Source organism: Acidimicrobiia bacterium, assembly GCA_040289475.1.
GTDB lineage: Bacteria > Actinomycetota > Acidimicrobiia > ATN3 > PSLF01 > PSLF01.
On sequence record PSLF01000004.1, the window covers coordinates 1 to 19,597 of the forward strand.

A 19,597-nucleotide genomic window follows, 5' to 3' on the forward strand; every position below is an offset into this window, starting at 1 on the left:
CCCCCGTCCCCAAAACCAAAGAGCCTAAGCCAAGGCTCGGCGAGATCCTCGTCTATGAGCCCGACAGGGCTCAGGGTATTCTTTACAGCCTTAGAGAAGGCCGTATACTTCCCTTCAAGCTCGCTGATTCTCCTGGGCTTCCAGGCGACATTCTAAGGCCGGGCATCCAGGTGCACTTCATTGCTGTTACGGACGACGCAGGAGGTTACAAGGCAGTCAACCTCAGCTTGGAACCAGTAGCTTCCCTGGACGCAAGGCTTCGATACGTTGCAAAGCGAGCGGCAAATAGGAGCCGATCTGCTTCAGAGGTCGTGACAGCCGGAACCACATCGACGAGTGCTGCCTCCTGGTCAGTCGGTGACGACATCGCCTTTATGGAGGCAGGGGTCTCCGAGGCTTTGACACGCGGGCGACGAGGTAGTGCGGGCGGACGCCGTGAACGCGAAAAGCCTACGGAGGCAGAAGAGACCAAAGACCTACAGGCCGACTCTGACTCCGACAGCGCTAAAAGCGCAGACTCCAGGAGCGGGGCAAGCTCCCAACCGACACAAGAGGAAGTAGCTCCAGACGAAACCGGTCGAGTGACCGACGCCGACACAAACAGCACCTCGGGCGCGTCATAGCTGTCGGATACTTTTGAGGAATGGAACGGCGCAAGCCCCCTCAGGTAGCGTGGATTACGCTTGGAAATGGACTCGGCGTCCCCAAGCGTTCGGGCTGGGTAGGTGGAACGAAATCTGAGTCCGAGGGGGAGGAAACCCGGTCAGCGGTGATCGAAAATAACTCCGCGTCGAGGACGGTTAACTTAAGTAAAACTCCCCCGGATCCAAAACACATAGTTCCGCCCCGGTATAACACCTCGACTATCAAACTGCTTCGTAACAGTTCCAGCGAATTCGGATCGATCTTCGGTATTGGAGTTAGAGGCGGTACCGGTCCCGCACCCGCCTCTCCCTCATCACTCGACCCCACGAACAGTTGCGGCTGGGGAACAATGTCGAAACACGAAGCGGAGTACCCAGCAAAGTTCTCCTCAGTCTTTTTGTAGTTGTCCGATGGAATCGAAGGAGCCACAAGAGACAGGAACTCAAAAGATCTTCTGTCGAATAGAACAGGAGCCTCGTCCTTACTAGAGCCACCTTCGAAGCAGTGCCATTCTTTCTCGAGTAGGCAGAAGATTGTGTCTGTGGGGGTCTCCAAGACCCAAGCAGTGACAGACTGTGCGCCCTCTGGACTTCCCTTGCGTGACTGGGACGGCTGTTGCTCGAGACGCCACAAAGTCTTCTCCGCTCTTGCCGCGTAAACCAAGCGACCTTTTCTAGAAGCTGTGTCGAGCGCGTATTCGACCTTCCGATCGGAAGAACGCGCCGCCTGACGAGCAGCTTCCGCAAGATCGGATGGAAGAGGAGAGGCTGACGGAGCGCCCTCGACTGATGAGGCGCTCGCCGCGTCAACCGGTGTGTCGTTCCGAACAGGCCTATTACAGGAAGTGGCAGTCAAGACGAGGGCGACCAACGCTACTCCCCCGGCTCGGAACATCGCCAGTGCCAGGCCTCGACTTCCACATCGTCGCGGCCTAAACATCTCGATCGTTAGCTTCTTGCGAACGTGAGCTCCCGCTCCGGTCTTATGCGTAATATGATCCGCACTTCCCCTGGAGTACGAAACGGATACTGGTCGGCGCCAAGATACTTCTTTGCCAGCTCGTCTATATGCTGGTCTGCTCCTTCTCTAGTGATCTCGACGACCTTTCCTATAACCGATACCCACTTATAAGGATTATCCCGGCTAACTATGAGCACTCCGACATCGGGATTGTCTTGAACTGCACGTGCCTTTACCCGTCCTTCTGCAGTGTTCACCAATAAGTCACCGTTTTCGTAATCTATCCACACTGGGGTGACATGAGGTCTCCCTCCTAGCAGCACAGCCAAAGCCGCAATGTTAGGTTCTTTTGCAAGCGACTCGAGAATCTCGCTCATTTCCGCCTTCCTCGTCTGGTGTCCCTAATTGCCCCAGCCTTACGGTTGGAATCGTCTCGGCCCTTTTTACGGCCCCACTAACGGCCTCACTTGCCCTTGAATCTATTGAGGCTCTCCTCCCCAACCTTCTGTCGCAGCTCTGGATCATCGATACCTAGGCCAGTCTGGGGTGCCATGCACAAAATCCCAAGCTTTCCGACGTGCAGATTGTGGTGCACCTCGTAAGCCGCCTGACCAGTCTCGTCGAGAGTGTAAGTCTTAGAAAGAATTGGGTGAATTTTGCCAAGCGCGACGAGTCTATTGGCTTCCCACGCTTCGTTGTAGTTGGCAAAGTGTGATCCGATAATGCGCTTGAGGTTCATCCACAAGTAGCGGTTGTCATAGATGTGCATGTAACCGGAGGTCGACGCACAGGTCACAACTGTTCCCCCACGCTTGGCTAAAAACACCGATGCTGCAAAGGTGTCTCGTCCGGTGTGCTCAAAGACAATGTCGGGATCCTCGCCCCCGGTTAGGTCTCGTATCGCCTTTCCGAGTCTTCTGAACTCCGAAACATTTGGATTTCCTTCTTCGTCCCAGAATCGAAAGCCTTCCGCTTTTCTGTCTATGATCCACTCAACCCCCATGGAGCGGAGAATTTCCGCTTTTTTAGGACTGGACACGATAGCCACGGGGAATCCGCCCCCATTGAGCACGTACTGACAGGCGAACCCCCCGAGCCCCCCAGCAGCTCCCCAGATGAGCACTACCTGTCCCTGCCGCATCCGGGCGGCATTCTCTCCTACTAGCATTCGATAAGTTGTCGAGTTGACAAGTCCAGGCGAGGCCGCCTCCTCCCACGTGAGGTGCTTGGGCTTTGGCATCAAGGCGTTGGCTTTCACAAGTGCGATTTCTGCTAAGCCTCCGAAGTTGGTCTCGAATCCCCAAATTTTCTGGTTTGGATCGAGCATCGAGTCCTCGTGGCCTTCTGGATCCTGAAGATCTACGACGTTGCAATGAACAGTGACTCTATCCCCAGGCTTCCAGCGCCTTACGGCTTCGCCGACCCTGAGGACGACACCCGAAGCGTCCGATCCCATCACATGGTATGGAAGGTCGTGTTTCTTTGTCGCGTCGGAAAGCTTTCCGTATTTCTCGAGAAACGCGAAGGTGGGTATCGGTTCGAAAATCGAAGTCCAAACCGTGTTGTAGTTGATGGAAGAGGCCATAACAGCGATATATGCCTCGTCCGGACCGAGCTCGGGCAGCGGGACATTTTCGATATGGACAGACTTCCTGGGATCCTTGTCCTGGTGAGCTAAGCCTTCGAACATACCGACATCTTCCTTACGGACGACGGCAGCTTTGTATGACTCAGGCAATGGGATCGAAGCTATCTCGTCGCCCGAAGCTCCCTCTAGAACGGCTTGCCGGATTTGTTCTACAGACATACCAACAATGGCCTCCTTTGCGACTGCGCCTAGACTCTTCGCGATAGGACTAGGCCTCTGTCATATCAAAATACCCACCCATGTCGGGGCTTTAGGTCGTGAGGTACTGTTGCGGCGCCCAGAGTTTGCCCCGCTGCCCTGTTAAAACTCGACTCTTTATGGGCACCCGCGCCGAATTCCGGCGCAGTTAGACTAGACAAGCCCGCTCTGCGGATTCAACCGCACTGTGATGTGGACGCACTCGCAGCCCGCAGCACCTAGCGTAGAAGGCAGACGGGTTTTCCAATCCAAGGTACAACTATGCGTTGACGGTCTCCGCTTGAGACTCGTCGATCCTTCTCGACCCAGTGAGCAGGGAGAGCGTGAGGGAATGGCCGAAAAAGACCGCCCGTGGATAATGCGAACGTACTCCGGTCACACTTCTGCAGAGGCGTCTAACGCGCTCTACCGGACGAACCTAGCAAAGGGCCAGACCGGGCTGTCTGTTGCATTCGACCTCCCCACCCAGCTCGGATACGACCCCGATGACCCCATGGCACAGGGAGAAGTGGGTAAAGTGGGCGTCCCTATTACCAGCATCGCTGACATGGAAAGGCTTTTCGAAGGAATCCCTCTCGAAAAGATGAACACCTCGATGACCATCAACGCTACAGCGCCCTGGTTGCTAGCACTATACGTAGCGGTTGCCGAACGCCAACGAGCGCCAGTAGATCAGCTGAGAGGAACTACCCAGAACGACATAGTCAAAGAGTACCTCTCCAGAGGAACTTACATATTTCCCCCACGCCCTTCAATGCGACTTACAGTCGATGTAATAGCGTTTACCGCTAAACATATGCCCAAATGGAACCCGGTAAACGTTTGCTCCTATCACTTGCAAGAGGCCGGCGCGACGCCCGTTCAAGAACTTGCGTATGCATTGACAACTGCTATCGCAATCTTAGACGCCTGCAGGCAATCCGGTCAGATCTCGGAGGACGAGTTTCCCTTCGTTGTGGGTCGCATATCCTTTTTTGTAAACGCAGGGATTAGATTCATCGAGGAGATGTGCAAACTTCGGGCGTTCGCCCTCTTGTGGGACGAGATAACCAGGGAAAGATACGGGGTGAACGACGAACGCTTTAGGCGCTTCCGTTATGGCGTGCAAGTCAACTCCTTGGGACTCACTGAAGTACAGCCCGAGAACAACATCATCAGAATCGCGTACGAAGCTCTGGGGGTTACGTTATCTAAACGAGCCAGAGCCAGCGCCATCCAGCTTCCCGCCTGGAACGAAGCCTTGGGGCTTCCCAGACCATGGGACCAGCAGTGGTCCCTCAGAATCCAACAGATACTCGCCTACGAGACAGATCTCCTGGAGTACCCAGATATCTTCGATGGATCTCCAGTTATAGAGAAGAAAGTCTCCGACATGGCAGAAGAGGCTCGCGCGGAGATTCAAAAAGTCCTGGAAATGGGCGGGGCTCTAGAGGCTGTGGAGTCAGGATACATCAAGTCGCAGTTGGTCGCCTCGAACGCCGAGCGGCTCCGCAGAATCGAAAGTGGAGAACAGATCGTCGTGGGATTGAACGCCTTCACTGAAGCAGAGCCGTCACCGCTTGTGGCGCAAGACGGACATGCAATCTTGAGGGTCTCTCCCGAGGCAGAATCAGCCCAGATCGAGAAAGTGCGAGAGTGGCGCTCACGCCGTGATAATGAAGCTGTCAAAAAAGCGATCGCAGAGCTCCAGGATGCGGCGAAAAGTGGGGAAAACATAATGCCTGTGTCTATACGAGCTGCTCACGCTGGCGTTACGACTGGAGAGTGGGGAGCCGCTTTGCGAGAAGTGTTCGGTGAGTATAGACCTCCCACAGGAATCTCCTCGGTCGTCGCCCCTGCTGTAGCCGAGTCTTTGGGAGAGGTTCGAAAGAAGGTGCAGGCTGTATCCAAACGACTTGGACACCCTATACGAATGCTCATAGGAAAGCCGGGTTTAGATGGTCACTCCAATGCTGCAGAACAGTTGGCTTTGCGAGCTCGAGACGCTGGCGTAGAAGTCATTTACGAGGGGATTCGGCTACTTCCCGAACAAATTGCTCGAGCAGCAGTCGAAGAGGGGGTCGACCTTGTGGGCGTGTCGATCCTCTCTGGTAGTCACATGGAGCTGGTTCAGCGCCTTCTCGAGAAAATGAGGGAGGAGGGCGCAACAGAAGTACCACTAGTTGTGGGAGGAATCATTCCTCCCGAAGACGCAGTCAAGCTTGAGGAGCTGGGCGTAGCGAAGGTATACACGCCCCAGGACTACGACCCAACGCAGGTTGTGTCCGAGCTAGTAGACATCGTCGCCGATTCATCGAGCAAGCGTGTTAGCTAAATGAAGCCCTCGATTCGGACTGTCAAGCAGACCCATCCAAAGTATTCGCTGATCTTGCTCACAACTGTGATGGGAGCTGTTGCGATATCGGGGTGCAGCGCACTGCGAGCCCGGGGGGAGGCCCAATATAGTGAACGCTCCAAGCGAGGGCAAACAACCCCTTCGCCCGCTTCCCAAGTGGTATCGGAAACGCTTTCGGGTACTCAGACTGTATCCTCCGGCACTTCCTCAGGCGGAAGTAGGCCCATTCCCCCGGCGGTAACTAGCTCTCCCTTTCCGGAGGCCGAAAAGCTGCCAGCAGTCGAGATCGAAATAAAAGACGGAAGCATCGGCATCGACCGCACTGCGCTGAATATAGGGACATCCTACAGATTCATAATCGCCAACCGAGGGACTCGAGCCCATTCGCTGGAGCTGAGGACGGCCTCATATAAGACAGAACAGCCAACACCGGTCTTTACGCTCGAAGGAGATCCTCTGAGACCGGGCGAAACCCGAGTGATAATCGTTAGTTTCACTCTCCCGGGCCCTTACCAGCTCGTGTGCCCATTAGAAGGTCACCGGGATTCGGGCGAAATCGCCTCTTTGGCGGTTCTTTAGTTGCAGTCTTAGAACACCAGCAAAAAGCCGTTGGGGTATCTGGATCAGGGTCAAAGTCCGGCAAAATACCCCGATCGCTGCGAGGCTACCGAAATGTCTAATTTCCTCTTACTTGGCGGGATTGGCGGGTTTCTTGGCGGGTTTTACATCATTTTTTCCGGGCGAACCTTTAGGATCTCAGTCTTTAGCGTTAGGCTCGCGGGCCTAGCCAGGGGGTACTTCTTTGCCGGACTCTACCTGACCTGATCCCCCTCTGTCGGACGATAAATCGGTTGCACCCTCCCCACCTCCGCTTTTCGATTTTTCACCGCTATTGTCCAGCGTCTGATCACTCTTGTCCAGACCCTGCGAATCTGGTTTACCATTCGAACCTTTTCGTGCTGCCGCACCTGGAAGCCTCCTTCCGAGTGCATCGCACACTGGGCCCCCTGGCGGCGGAAGCTGACCGAGCTTAGCTTCGACTCCAGCCAGCACGACCACGGCGTTGGAGTCGCTCGTATTCTGCTTCTGCTCTATTTTCTCTCGGGCTCGGCGAACTCTCTCGACTGCCTCTCTCCTTGCGGTCTCAGTGCCCTTGGAGTCGCAACGAGAAGCTTTGTCTAACGCAAGGTCAGCGGCTTGATCCGCTTGCTGAGCGAGAGCGTCTGCCTGCCTATCTGCAGAAGTAAGTGACAGTTCCAGATTCCATCCCGCCGCCCTTAGGGTCCACAAAGCCGAGCCCGGCTCAGCCTTCGAGGAGGCATAGGCGGTGCCCCCGAGAATCCCTAGTACAAGAGAGGCTGCAATAAAAGCTGCGCCCCGCCTCCACCAGGTCCTCTGAGTAACTCGAGAGGCGTCAATCGCCTCAATGAATGCTGCCCGGGAACGCGCAAGGCTCTCGGCAGGAACTTCAATCTCTAGCGCGGCCTCCTGTAGTCTCTCAGCGAGATCGTCATATATGTCGAGATCGAAGGCCTCCAGGCTATTGGGGTCTACTGCAGCTTTGTCCTTGTCAGACATGCAAGTCTCTCGGCTCTCTCTTCAAGGCTGCTAGAGCCCTGTGCTGCAACACTCTTACTGCGCCTGCGCTCTTGCCCAACACCCGGCCAACCTCCTCGGCGCTGAGCCCCGCTATAAATCTAAGTGAGAGCGTCTCTCTCTGCGTTCGCGGCAGCCGAGCAACCCTACCCCACAGCTCCCCGAGTGATCCGTTGCTGAGCAATGAATCCTCGGGGCTGGGCGAGGACTCCGCAGGGAGTTCTTCGCTTCTCTCGAATAACTCAACCGGATGCCGTGCTTTGCGCCTTAGCTCGGTCGACACCACGTTGTGAGCAATTCGAAAAATCCACGCTTCGAACGAGCCCTCTCCACGCCAGTCGAACTTTCCAATGTTCTTCAGCACACCCACAAAAACTTCGCTTGTAACGTCCTCGGCATCCGAGAAGTTCCTAAGCGACACTAACGCGTAGCGAAACACTCGCTGTGCGTACCGGTCATACAGTGCCACAAGAGCTTCTCGGTCTCCCTTGGAAGCCCTCGAAACAACCTCTTCTAGATCTTGCCCAGGAGGCTGATTGCTCCAACGTTCTTCCTGACCGGAGCTTTTTCTTCCCCCTGATTGACTTTCGCTGTTGTGGGTCATTCGTTACGTTGTGCTCCGATTGCGTCCCATCGCGACCTACAATACACTGCGCGGCCCAGCGTCGATTCTTTAGTCAGAGAGCCCGGCGTACCTTGAGGGCTGGTCTCCCAGTGCTGAGATCTCATGGTTGTCGGGGCTCCCCAGCAGGAAGGGCGCATGGGCCCGGTTCCCGTTTTCTCCCCCGGGGATCGGGCCTTTTCTTTATGCACTGTTGACCTATTCGCGAGGCAGTCCGACATCTGCGGTCACAACCTTTAGCCCGGGGCTCGCAGATTCCGGCCCGCCAACCCCAGGTTTTACTCTCATCTTCTCTCGCTAAGTTGCATAATGAAGCGTCGTCATTTACTTTGCGCTATTCAAGGACGCCGCACTCGCTAGAGCGTCTTTGTCTCTGTAGTATCGATCGACAGTGCAACCCTCACACACAAGTAGTACTTCCAGACATCAAACGAAAGGTAAATGGATCGAGGTCTCCGCCAAGACGGTAATCGATTGGCCTCTAAAGCTAATCTCTACCGTCCTAGAGAATGGCACTGGATGGAGTTGTTGGCTTCCTGGAGCCTCGGAAGAGTCGGCGGGCGAGGAGGCGCCATCGGGGTCGCTAACTCCTATAAAGGGAACGTCCCACTCTCAGAGCTCTACGTCCAAAGTTCGCTCCATCCAAGTGCGAACCGAGTTTTTCTCGGCCCGGCTGGAACTTCCGCTCCCCACTGACGAGCTTTCTTTCAGCAATGACCAGACCTCTGAGGCGCTAGCCGATGAGCGGCCTCGAGCACGCGAGTACATCTTAGAGGCATCAGAGCTTGTCATGGGGCCAATCACACAGTTCCAGCTTATCGTTCGCCTAGAGCCAACCAACGCGTTTGCCATGCGAAGAGCCGCCAGAGGCATGGAGCATCACGATGCGGCATCAACGATCGCTTCTATACTTGTGCGATGGCGAGGAAACATTCCTTACTTCGGGATTTTATTTAGGCCCCTATTCGCCTCTTACTTCAAGTCATATGCCAAGGCGGCTCTGGAATCGTTCGTTGGCTCTGTAAGCAAGCTCGTGTCGGAGAGACAGAAACACAAACATGATTTGCTGTCGGAAGGCGCCGCTTCATCTTCGCTCTCGCTATCACCACGAACGCAGAGCCTTCAAAACAGACCAGCGATCGTCACCACACATCCATGGTGGGCCCCAGCTCAACCTCTCAGCGTCCAACAAACCCGTGCACTAGCAGCTTTGTGCTTTTATGCAATGGTCATGGGGTACATGACCTCGCTGGCCGGCATTGCACAGCACCAGGTAATCGAGAGCTTTCATGCGGACGACGCAGCGCTAGGAAGTATGCTCTTCGCCCTTAACATCGGTGCGCTTCCGGGGATCTTTCTATTGCCACTAGGCGACCGAGTCGGTAGACGAAAAATTCTGCTGCCTGCCCTAGCAATTACTGCAATAGCCTCAGGTATGTCGGCGTTGTCGCCAAACCTATGGACATTCACGCTGCTTCAGGCATTGGTAAGAGCTCCCCTTTTTGTCGCTCTCAGCCTTGCTTGGATCTACCTCGTAGAAGAGATGCCCCCTAGGGGGCGTGCCTATGCAATCAGCTTGTTTACGATGACCGGAGGCCTGGGAGGAGGCATTGGACTGCTATCGCTTCCGCTAGTCCAGCACCTATCTCGTGGGGGATGGAGGATCCTTTTCGCTGCTGGGATCGCAACCCTCGCCGCAATCCCGTCGCTAGTAAAAGACTTACCCGAGACACACCGATTCACCAAGGCCTGGCACGGAGCTAGTCCCTTGTTTCTTCTAAAAAAGCCTCACCTGCGAAGAATTCTGATTTTGTTGGGCGCAGCGCTCGCTGCTTCCGTATTCGGAAGCCCGGCAGCTCGCTACCAGGGGCGCTACATACAAAACGCTCTCGGGTACACGCCGGGCATGTACGTTCTCTTCACGGTGGTAACGACACTTCCCGCAGCTCCTGGAATGCTAATCGGAGGCAGGATCGCCGACTCTCTAGGCCGCAAAACAGTTGGCATACTCGCTGCCACGGTCGGGGCCTTATCCCAGGCCTTGCAGTATTGGCTGTCGGGAGCACCGCTTTGGATCTCCTCGGCAATTGGAAGCTTCGTTGGCGCCATGTGGATACCAGCTATGGGGTCCTTTTCGACCGAACTGTTTCCTACTTCGCTGAGGGCAAATGCGTCGTCTGCGACCTCGGCAGTAGGGATGGCCGGGGGCGCAGCAGGTTCGTTGATAGCAGGATCCCTAATTGTGTCTATGGGCTCCTACGCTAAAGCAATTACCGCTTTGCTCCCGGCTGCCCTTGTCTCCGGCCTGCTAGTGCTACTGCTGTTCCCCGAAACCAAAGGAAAAGAACTAGACGAGATCTCTCCAGAGATCGGACCTCCAACCCCCGGAATTACAGGATCCTTTGTCCGGTAAGGGGCCGCGGCTCGAAACTCGGATATGAACCTCTCCGAGCATCTCCTCACAGACCAGGCCTTGTCATAGCTTCCAAATCCAGGGCTCGGTCCACCGCTTCTTCAGGAAGTCCTCGCTCTATGGCAACCTCTCGAATCGTTTTACCGCTCAAGGCAGCCTCTTTAGCGATCTCCGCACAGGCGTCGTACCCAGCCAATGGGACCAAGGCCGTTACGATCGAAAGACTGGACTCCGCTCCTCGTCTACACTTTTCTACGTTTGCCTTTATCCCATCGATACATCTCTCAGCGAACACCCGCAGCGACGAGGACAAGAGTGCCACCGACTCTAAAGCGTTCCACCCCATGACGGGAATCATCACGTTCAGCTCGAAGTTACCCGAAAGTCCTGCCACCGAGATCGTCGAATCGTTTCCTATGATTTGGCACGCTACTTGCATCACAACTTCAGAGTAGACGGGGTTGACTTTTCCCGGCATGATAGACGACCCCGGCTGAACAGCCGGAACTGTGATCTCTGCGATCCCCGCCATAGGCCCAGAATTCATCCATCTAATGTCGTTGGCAATCTTGTACCCCGACACTGCGATCGTCTTCAAAGCGCCCGATAATTCAACCAGACCGTCGCGGGCTCCTTGTGCCTCAAAGTGATTCTGAGCCTCTTTGAACTCCAAGCCAGTGGCATGAGAGATGCGTGTTATCGCCTTTCGCGGAAAATCGGGGTGCATGTTTATCCCGGTCCCCACGGCTGTCCCACCCAAGGGAAGCTCGAGGAGGCGCTCCATAGCGCATTTGATCCTTTCGACACCTGCCTCGACCTGCCTGCGATATCCACCGAACTCTTGACCCAGGCGGATTGGTGTCGCGTCCATCAAGTGTGTTCGGCCTGTTTTTATCACAGAGTTGAACTCGCCCTCCTTGGCCGCCAGCGAGTTCTGAAGGACCTCGAGAGCTGGCATCAGTTTTTTCGTTATTTCTTCAGCAACAGCAATATGAACAGCGGATGGAAACACGTCGTTGCTCGACTGTCCGAGGTTGACGTGGTCGTTAGGGTGGACCTTCGCCGATCCGCCAAGCGCCAACTCCGCAAGGCGCGCGATCACTTCGTTGGCGTTCATGTTCGTCGACGTTCCTGACCCAGTCTGAAAAACATCTAGAGGAAAATGGTCTAGGTGCTTACCCTCTGCGACCTCTAAAGCTGCGGATGCAATGGCGTCGGCGATAACAGGATCTAGCGTGCCGAGTTCTTTGTTGCTCTCGGCAGCTGCCCACTTTATGAGACCCAGCGCTCGAATAATTGAACTCGGCATCTTATAGCTGCTTATCGGAAAGTTGAGATACGCCCTCTGCGTCTGTGCTCCATAAAGCGCATCTTTAGGAACTTCCATCTCTCCCATCGAATCTCGTTCTATACGAAATTCACCCTTTTTCATCGGATCCTCCCATAGCTTCTCGGCCAGCAGATAGTACTATCCGATTATCGAAAGCGGGAAGCGAGGCGTGTGTTAGAAGCAAAGAGGGACCGTGTGACTCGAGACGAAGTTCCGACACCTGCTCTAGTAGTGGATGCATCTGTCCTCGACGCGAACATCTCGAAGATGGCCTCCTACTTCGCGAACCGAAAGACCAAACTGAGGCCTCATTTCAAAGCCCATAAATGTGTAGAGATTGCCCGGGCCCAGATTGCAAAAGGCAGCACTGTGGGCCTTACCTGCGCCACGGTAAGAGAGCTAGAAGTGCTAAGAGAAGCCGGCTTCCCAGATGTTCTGCTCGCCAACGAGATATCCACCCAAGACAAAGCGGAAAGAGTCGCAAACGTCGCACGCGATATCTCCGTGAAAGTAGCTGTCGATTCGCGGCGACAGATCGACCTCCTCGAAGAAGCGTGTTCACAGGTTGGAGGCGAGTGCGGAGTATTGGTAGACATAAACGTAGGCTTGCCCCGCTGCGGAATCCCGCCAAGCCGTGCACCCAAGCTAGCACAAAGCGTAGTTGACTCCCCCCACCTTCGTTTTGAAGGGCTCATGGGGTACGAGGGGCACTGCGTACTGTTGGAGGATCCTCAACTCCGTAGGGATAACACCCTCGCAGCAATGGACCTGTTGCTCGAAGCCAAGGAGGCTGTGGAGGCGGCTGGCATCGAGGTGCGAATCGTCTCCGCCGGCGGAACCGGCACCTACGACATAACCGGAAATCTAGAATTTGTCACTGAAATACAAGCCGGGTCTTATGTCTTGATGGACGACGCTTATTACAAGTTAGGTCTTGGGTTCGAAAGAGGGCTGTACCTTCTTTGCACGGTGATAAGTAGGAGCTCTTCTGCTATCGCAGTGGCCGATGGAGGTCTGAAAGCGCTCTCCACCGACCACGGATTGCCGACTGTTCTAGAGTCCAAAGAAGCGAAGGTAGCGTTTCTTTCGGATGAGCACGCCACAATACTGGCTCCACCCGACCGGAGTGAACTCGAAGAAGGCTCCAAGATTCACCTGACCGTTACGCACATCGATCCGACTATAAACATGCACGACGAGCTGTGGGTACTTGACGGTGAAAAAGTCGTAGACGTTTGGCCCATTGCAGCGAGGGGATATGGAAGGCGATCAAACGGGGGGTGCTAACCGAGTGAGCGATTCAAACTCAGGTGGGGCGCATCACTCAGAAAATTCGGACAAGAAGTGGGCCCTCCAAGCCGACGAGGGAACGGATGACCTTCTAGTAGGGGACACTGTTTTTGCCTCCGGGGCACAGCCTTTGGGTGGCCCGCCGCTTGGTTCTCCTATACCATTGGAAGCCCCTCCTGTCGAAGATTCGCTACCGGATACGCCTTCAGTCCCTCAGCACGGCAGCATCTCGAGCGGAATGGATTTCGGGAAACGGGCGGAGTTTTTCAAGGTTCTCGAGGAAACCCAATCCCAGCAACGGCGACAAGATTTTCGTGGCTCTCCGAACCCCGAGCAAGAGGCAGGGTCCCGCTCGCTCCAGGGCTTTCACGCCTCCAGGATCGGCGAAAAACCTGGCTCAGGCGGCTTTTCTCTTCCGGAAACGATGTCTGTAGAGGGGCCGGTTCCGCCGCCCCCCCAGCAGAGCAGTTCTAGCCCTCCGTTAGATAAGGGACTCGAGGAAGCTCTCTCGTTCCGCCCACTTCCCAGGACTCCAGCGATAAAAAAGGGGGAACTTTCTACGCCTGAAGAGGCACTAGCAGAGACAGCAGAGAGGGTGACTCCTTACCAACCCGCCTCGTTTATGGGTCCGGTGAGTGAGGCCCAGCGATCCGTGATCCCGCCCGAGATTGGCACGCCAGAGGTGCCAGCGCCGCGCGATCGCTATCGACTACCGGAGAGTCTAGAGGCCTCCGTAGAAAAAGTAAGTGAGGCCCAACCAGGTGAGGTCGATGGCGACAAGCACGCGAAGTCGGAAATTTCCCCAATCCCTGGCGAGGATACTCTCGCAGCCGAGTCGTTCAGACGGTTGTTGTGGATTTTCGGAGCAGTGCGCTGGCTGGGAGTGGTACCGGCCACGGCACTTCTGATAGTGCTTTGGGATCAGCTCCCCCATCCATTGGTTTCCGCTTTTGCTCAGGGGTTTGCAGCCGTGGGAACCGTGGTTCTCTTTCTGATCGGGAGGACTGTCAAGATAGAAAGGTTTACAACAGAACTCCCGTATCCCGTAGAGCTTGGAGTAGTTTTCCTCGAGACTTCGTGGATTTCGGTGTCAGTCTGGGCAGCTGGGGGACTTCGATACCCGTTCTACGTCTTCTTTTTCGCTCTCGCTGTAGCAGCGTGCATGCGGGTACATCCCAATCCCCGCCGTGCTTTGGGTAATTGGGCTGTAGTCGTGGTGGGGTTTATAGCTACAGCACTCGCTTCAGGGTCATCACCCTCACAGTACTACCCTCACTATGTAGCGAGCTTAGCGACCTTCACTATCGTATGGGTCCTCGCCGTTGGCTATGGTTGGGTCTCTGACGCTGAAGTCGAGTTCGTAAAGAAATCGCATTCTCGACTATCCGAAGGAACCAAATTGGTCGGGGATGCCTTTCGAAAAGCAGCGTCTGGAGATTTGTCCTCAGTCCGTCTAGATCTCGAAGCGTTTCGAGCCGTAGACGAGCACGGCGTTTTCGCAGCCGTCGAGGAAGGATTCAACTCCATGGTGGAAAGCCTCGGCCGCCTCATTGGAGACGTCAGATCGGCAGCCTCCTCACTCGACGCCTCGGTACAGGAAATTCAAACGGCCGCGGAGACCATAGCCACTGCTGCGATGGATCAGAGCGGCGGTGTGGCGGAGACATCAGCTGCCGTACAAGAGCTAGCTACGACGGCAGCTGGAATCGCCGAAAGCGCTCGCACTGTGACTCACTATGCGGAGGAGACTTCGTCTTCTTCCAAGTCGGGAGCTGAGTCACTGGCTACTGCCTCGGCCGCGGTGCAAGACCTCTCTCAAAAAGTGCAGACCGTCCACGAAAAGACGCATCGCCTGGCCGAGCTGTCAGGTGAAATCTCCAAAATCTTGGAGTTCATCGACGACATCTCGCGTCAAACCAACCTACTAGCGCTAAATGCTGCTATAGAGGCAGCACGCGCCGGCGAGCAGGGAAGTGGTTTCGCTGTAGTGGCAGACGAAGTAAGAAAGCTCGCCGAAAGGACAGCTTCTGCCACCCACGAAATCAAGACACTCGTAGAAGAAGTCCGAAACGAGACGGCGGCTGCCTCCGAGGCGGTTGAGGAGGGGATGAGCTCTGTGGCGAGAGGGTCCGAGACAATTTCCGGGGCAAGGGAGGCACTAAGAAAAATCGAGGAGATGGCCGCCGCGACTGTCGATTCAACTCGGCGAATAGAGATAGCCACCGCAGAGCAGCGGCGCGCCTCTGACCAGGTAGCTATGGCCACGACAAGTCTGGCGGCATCTGCCAAGGAGTTTGCAGACACCGCAACCAGCACTCGTCGGATAGCAGAACAGCTGGCTCGTACCGCCCAGGCTCTATTGGTCTCTTTAGAACGCTTCAAAACTCGCTGAAGCACGGTCGACAAAGTGTTCCAGAGAAACCAACGCCTACCAGGTCTGGAGCCTATGGCAACTTTCTCGCAGTCCCCGGTCTTCGGGTTCCCTAACCCGATCCTCGCTCTAGATCCGCAGCGATCACAGAGCTATCAATTGAATCGTGCCCGGGGGGGGATTCGAACCCCCACGCCCTTTCGGGCAGGCGGGTTTAAGCCGCCCCTGTCTACCTGTTCCAGCACCCGGGCGAACACACACTAGAACGAGTGCACAAAAAAGAGCATTCCGCCTGCGTATATTGGCTTGTCCGAACTGATCCTGAAGGCAGTGTCCCGGGAGGCAGCTGCTCCCTCAGGTGAAGACCTCAGATCGAACTTCAAAATTGCTCCTGGGCCGACTCTAACAGTCTTGCTGAGAGCAGTATCTAGAGACGACGCCAACCATACCAACCGGCTTGGATAGTAGTCGATGCGTACCGTAGTCTCCTCAGAGGAGGGGTTGTAGATAACGAGCTCCGATCTGAAGTCAGGGTTGGTCGTGGCAAACGGAAAGTCAAGCCGCCGATTTTCATCCGTCTGGGGACGCTCAGTAAACCCATCGCTGAACGCCCCGTCGAGGACGAGCGATTCGAGCTCGAATGACACCGGGTGCGTACTCTTCACCACCAGCGAATAAACACCGGACCGCACTCCGAGCCCCGCGCCTACGGCAACATCTAAATCTATGTCGCTTCGACCCGGAGCTATTTGAACCTCCCGCATCTGCTTCTCGCCAGAAGAAAGAACATACTCCAGGCTGACTCGTGCAGAGTCGGAAGCCGGATTGAAAGCCACGAGCGTGGGATGATACCCCGCCCCAGAGAGTACTAAAGGAAAAACTCCCTCCTTGGTAAGGGGTGCCGGCGGGGAGGTGTCGCCTCCGCTGACTCCCCCAACCGAGTAGTAAATCTGGCGTTCCACAACAACGGGCTCGGAGGACCGCACTACCGTAGCTAGATAGTTTGCACTGGAGCCAATTCCCCCATCTTTTGGACTGGAAGTGACATCTACAGTCGCTGGTGCTCTTGGGGGAACAGCGATTGTTGTCTCTATACTTCTGCCGTCGGCTATGTACTCGATCGAAACCCTAGCCTCTCGATCAGCAGGGTTCAAAAACCCGAGGATTTGCGAGTATCCCCCCCCCGTTCTTCCTACTGGAAAGTACGCCTCTGTGGTCGGCTCCGGGAGACCAGAATGGATTGTCCCTCCCGTCCACCCGCGATCGCTCACAAAGAAAAACGATCCACGCGCTGCGGCGATCGGAACATCTGAGTCCACCACCAAACCTAACATCAGATGGCCCGCACCATAACCGCCCCCCCTGTCGAATCGGGTATTGATAGTCAGCCCCTCTTTGGGCATGACCACAGCTCTTCGCAGACCAACCGTCCTCCCACCAGGAAAGTAGTTCAGGTTGACCGTGGCCGCTACATCTGTGGGGTTGAAGAGATACACAAGGTCGACAAAGCCACCCTCATTTCGTCCAGGACCGAAATACCAGCGAGTTCTGGCCTGTTGTACGCCGTTCAAGTAAGTAAGACCGTCCGCCACCCTTGAAGTCGAGCGACCCGATCGGGTCCACCCGACCAGGTTGAACACGTTCAACAAGATAAAGAGAGCAAAAAGGAAGCAAGACACTAAAGTCCTGAGTCTAGGGCCTCTAAAAACAGATGCAATCCCAAAGACGGTTGCAACAGATATCGGAGCCGACAGGGGGTACATATAGCGTCCGACCATAGCAATTCCCCCGAGGAGTGGTAGCACAAGCATGAAAGCGTATCCGGAGACGATCGAGCCTGTAGAGATGAGCAGACTTTGTAGCCGGAGCGACCCCATCGCTGTCGGCCGACTCAAAAGCGTTGGCCTGCCCTCGACAGCCCTGAGACGCAGAAGCCAGAGAATCCAACCTGCGACAGCAAGCGTCCACACCGTAACCGCTGCCGCGACGTTGTAGCGCTTGTCAGCCCAAACCCAGGTAGGCTCACCCCAGATGTAAGACAGGAGTAGATGCCTCGAAGAAGAGAGAATGTACCCAGCCACCGAGCTGAGATTGTCGAGGCTTGGGGCCGGGAAAAAAGCTCCTAGGAATCTCGACATCCTGCTCTGGCCTGTGGCCTCTCCGTAAACAAGGATGTTCCTCGCCAACCATGGAAGGAAAAGGGTCATGCTCGAGGCCGCTACCGGCACGAGCTTGCGAATTCCCTGCTGAAGCCCCAACCGTGCCACGAAAACAACCACCGTTAGCGGCGCAAGATACCACAGAACCGACTTCGTTAGAAGCGCGGTGCCCAAAACCACCCCGCCCGCTAGCAAGCGTCTGTTGTCCAGCGCCTGCTCAGGGGTCTGCCAGAAAGAGACGAGAAGGAGGATCACAACTCCCCCCATAACAGCAGCCAGGGCGTCATTGGTAACCTGGCTCGAATTGAGTAGGTATCCCTGAAGAACTAAAAAGGAGGCCGGTGCACCTATCTGGAGCATTCGCGTGCCAGGAGAAATTCTTCGGGCGAGGCGGTAAGAAACAACAACGGAGAGAGATGCTAAGAACGCCGAAAAAATCCGAACCGCATACACCTTGAGGATTGTCGACCCCGGGACTGCTAAATACACAAGAGCCGCCGCAAGATAGTACATAGGTGGCTGAATAGCCTCGTAGTTGAATCGCCACAAGTTGTCTCTAACCCACTGCGACACGTCTTTTTCAGGAAGGTTCTCTGGCGCAGCACCAGTGTAGAGCCGCAGGGAAGGATCTCTGGGATACTGCCATCCCCATTGGCGATCCCTGCCGATTGCAAGCACTTTCTCGGAAACCACAGTGTCCCCGGCACGCGGGAGCTCGCCGTGTTCGGCCACCAGCTCGACGTATCCGAAGTGCGGGCCCTCGTCCACCACACTCCAAACCGGCTGTATAAGCGCGTACGCTACCGCGGCAGCGAAAACCGCGAGCCAAATTGCCACAGCGATGGCCGCCACATTTTTATCGCTTTCGTCGTAGGGAAACACCCGACAAAGTTTTGTGGCTAGCCTACCCACCACCCTCTCCCGAAGAGATAAGCAAGCACTAACTGAGATCCCGCAAAGAGAGCCCAAAGAATGAGCCGTAGCCGCTTTTTCCGTAAAATCCACCCTAATCCAGCAAAGAAGGGAAAGAACGAAAGCGCGTAGCGAGCGAACGAGTTGGTGGTCCCGGACAAGAGGGGTAGCGAAGAAGCCGAGGCCCAGAAAAGGATCCACGTCCCGTTGAGCTTTCTCACCGCCAAAACCAGTATCGCCACCACGGCTACAACTGTCATCAAGTCAAGCAAGTAGGCCCAATAGAGATCCGGCCGCGTCCCGCCAATGTAGGAGTTAGGCCGCAACAGCTCGCCAGCGGTCTTTATCACTGGTACGAAAACCGCGGACCTTTGATGAGGCCACCCGTCTAGCTGTGCCGAATAGAAAGCGGCTGGATTTCTAAAACGCGCCCACAAGTAAAAGCAGTATGAAGCCGCACCGGTCAAACTCGCGATCCCGGCTGCCGCGGCAAGCGCTGGTGGACGGCATCTGAGACGGCCGAGGTTCCAATTGGCTTTGTCCAGCGCCATCCAAAGAAACGCTGGAGCTAGAAGAACTCCAAAGACTTTGAGGGCACTGGCAACTGCTCCAACGGTGCCTGCAAGCCACCACCTGCTTTTCGACGCAAAGAAAAACGCAGCGAGTACTGAGGCAACGAACGCTGCTTCTGGATAGGGTAGAACGAAAAAAAACGCAGTGGGAAACAGCGCCAGGCTGATCGCTGCGCGCCTCCCCACTTTCGGTCCGAGCTGTTCGCGTACCACTGCGTATGCCAAGGGCGAGATGACTATCGACACAGCAAGCGAAATGGCAACCCCCGCCCACGCATAGCTAATTGAGGCGATCTCGCCGAGATACCTCATCGCCAAAGGAAATGCCGGAAAAAATGCGACGTTGGAATCAGTGCCGGAAAGATAGTTGTACCCACTGGCTGCAATACCCAGGTACCAGTGGCCGTCCCAGTTGACGATGGCTTCGCCAAGGCCCGAGCTCAACTTTTGAGAAAGTGAGGCACCACCGAGAGCTAGCGCTGCCAAATCGGCAAGGCGCATGCCGATTGGCAACAGCCAAAGGACAGCGAGATGAGTCTTGCTAGA

The 19,597-nt window shown here is 55.6% G+C and carries 14 protein-coding genes and 1 tRNA gene; 6 read left to right on the forward strand and 9 right to left on the reverse strand.

Features of this window, described 5'->3' with window-relative positions:
- The coding region (locus C4318_03085) for a hypothetical protein (protein MER3454128.1) at positions 1-623 on the forward strand (623 nt) is incomplete at its 5' end.
- Between the two features lie 40 nt (positions 624-663).
- Here C4318_03085 and C4318_03090 read toward each other — a convergent pair.
- The 3 genes from C4318_03090 to ccrA all read right to left on the reverse strand — a co-directional run bounded on the left by C4318_03090 (position 664) and on the right by ccrA (position 3,412).
- Positions 664-1,539 (reverse strand): hypothetical protein, encoded by an 876-nt coding sequence (locus C4318_03090; protein MER3454129.1) that lies wholly within the window; start codon positions 1,537-1,539, stop codon positions 664-666.
- A gap of 53 nt (positions 1,540-1,592) precedes the next feature.
- Complete coding sequence (locus C4318_03095; GenBank protein MER3454130.1) at positions 1,593-1,982, reverse strand: hypothetical protein; 390 nt, start codon at positions 1,980-1,982, stop codon at positions 1,593-1,595.
- 86 nt (positions 1,983-2,068) lie between these two features.
- Positions 2,069-3,412 (reverse strand): crotonyl-CoA carboxylase/reductase, encoded by a 1,344-nt coding sequence (ccrA, locus tag C4318_03100; protein ID MER3454131.1) that lies wholly within the window; start codon positions 3,410-3,412, stop codon positions 2,069-2,071.
- 229 nt (positions 3,413-3,641) lie between these two features.
- Here ccrA and C4318_03105 point away from each other — a divergent pair, with 229 nt between their 5' ends.
- Both C4318_03105 and C4318_03110 read left to right on the forward strand, forming a co-directional pair.
- The gene (locus C4318_03105) at positions 3,642-5,765 is read left to right on the forward strand and encodes a protein meaA (protein ID MER3454132.1); all 2,124 of its coding nucleotides are present in this window, start codon (positions 3,642-3,644) and stop codon (positions 5,763-5,765) included.
- Positions 5,766-6,365 (forward strand): hypothetical protein, encoded by a 600-nt coding sequence (locus tag C4318_03110; GenBank protein ID MER3454133.1) that lies wholly within the window; start codon positions 5,766-5,768, stop codon positions 6,363-6,365.
- 204 nt (positions 6,366-6,569) lie between these two features.
- Here C4318_03110 and C4318_03115 read toward each other — a convergent pair whose 3' ends face one another.
- Positions 6,570-7,364, reverse strand: coding sequence for a hypothetical protein (locus C4318_03115; GenBank protein MER3454134.1), 795 nt, complete (start codon positions 7,362-7,364; stop codon positions 6,570-6,572).
- Positions 7,357-7,986 (reverse strand): hypothetical protein, encoded by a 630-nt coding sequence (locus tag C4318_03120; protein ID MER3454135.1) that lies wholly within the window; start codon positions 7,984-7,986, stop codon positions 7,357-7,359. Before C4318_03120 ends, C4318_03115 begins: the two co-directional genes overlap by 8 nt.
- 409 nt (positions 7,987-8,395) lie before the next feature.
- Here C4318_03120 and C4318_03125 point away from each other — a divergent pair, with 409 nt between their 5' ends.
- Positions 8,396-10,417: a hypothetical protein gene (locus C4318_03125; protein ID MER3454136.1), complete on the forward strand. Its 2,022-nt coding sequence runs from the start codon at positions 8,396-8,398 to the stop codon at positions 10,415-10,417.
- A 46-nt stretch (positions 10,418-10,463) separates the two neighbouring features.
- Here C4318_03125 and aspA read toward each other — a convergent pair whose 3' ends face one another.
- A complete protein-coding gene (aspA, locus tag C4318_03130; GenBank protein MER3454137.1) occupies positions 10,464-11,849 on the reverse strand; it encodes an aspartate ammonia-lyase in 1,386 nt (461 codons plus the stop codon).
- A gap of 69 nt (positions 11,850-11,918) precedes the next feature.
- Here aspA and C4318_03135 point away from each other — a divergent pair, with 69 nt between their 5' ends.
- Together C4318_03135 and C4318_03140 are read left to right on the forward strand one after the other, a co-directional pair.
- Positions 11,919-13,034 (forward strand): alanine racemase, encoded by a 1,116-nt coding sequence (locus C4318_03135; GenBank protein MER3454138.1) that lies wholly within the window; start codon positions 11,919-11,921, stop codon positions 13,032-13,034.
- Complete coding sequence (locus tag C4318_03140; protein MER3454139.1) at positions 13,006-15,429, forward strand: hypothetical protein; 2,424 nt, start codon at positions 13,006-13,008, stop codon at positions 15,427-15,429. Before C4318_03135 ends, C4318_03140 begins: the two co-directional genes overlap by 29 nt.
- Before the next feature lie 143 nt (positions 15,430-15,572).
- On the opposite strand, the gene C4318_03145 is transcribed toward C4318_03140, so the two are convergent.
- From C4318_03145 to C4318_03155, 3 genes are all read right to left on the reverse strand, one after another.
- A tRNA-Leu gene (locus C4318_03145) sits at positions 15,573-15,659 on the reverse strand.
- Positions 15,660-15,668: 9 nt separating this feature from the next.
- Positions 15,669-18,479 (reverse strand): hypothetical protein, encoded by a 2,811-nt coding sequence (locus tag C4318_03150; GenBank protein MER3454140.1) that lies wholly within the window; start codon positions 18,477-18,479, stop codon positions 15,669-15,671.
- Complete coding sequence (locus C4318_03155; protein MER3454141.1) at positions 18,467-19,552, reverse strand: hypothetical protein; 1,086 nt, start codon at positions 19,550-19,552, stop codon at positions 18,467-18,469. The genes C4318_03150 and C4318_03155 overlap by 13 nt, the downstream gene beginning before the upstream one ends.
- Positions 19,553-19,597 lie beyond the last annotated feature (45 nt).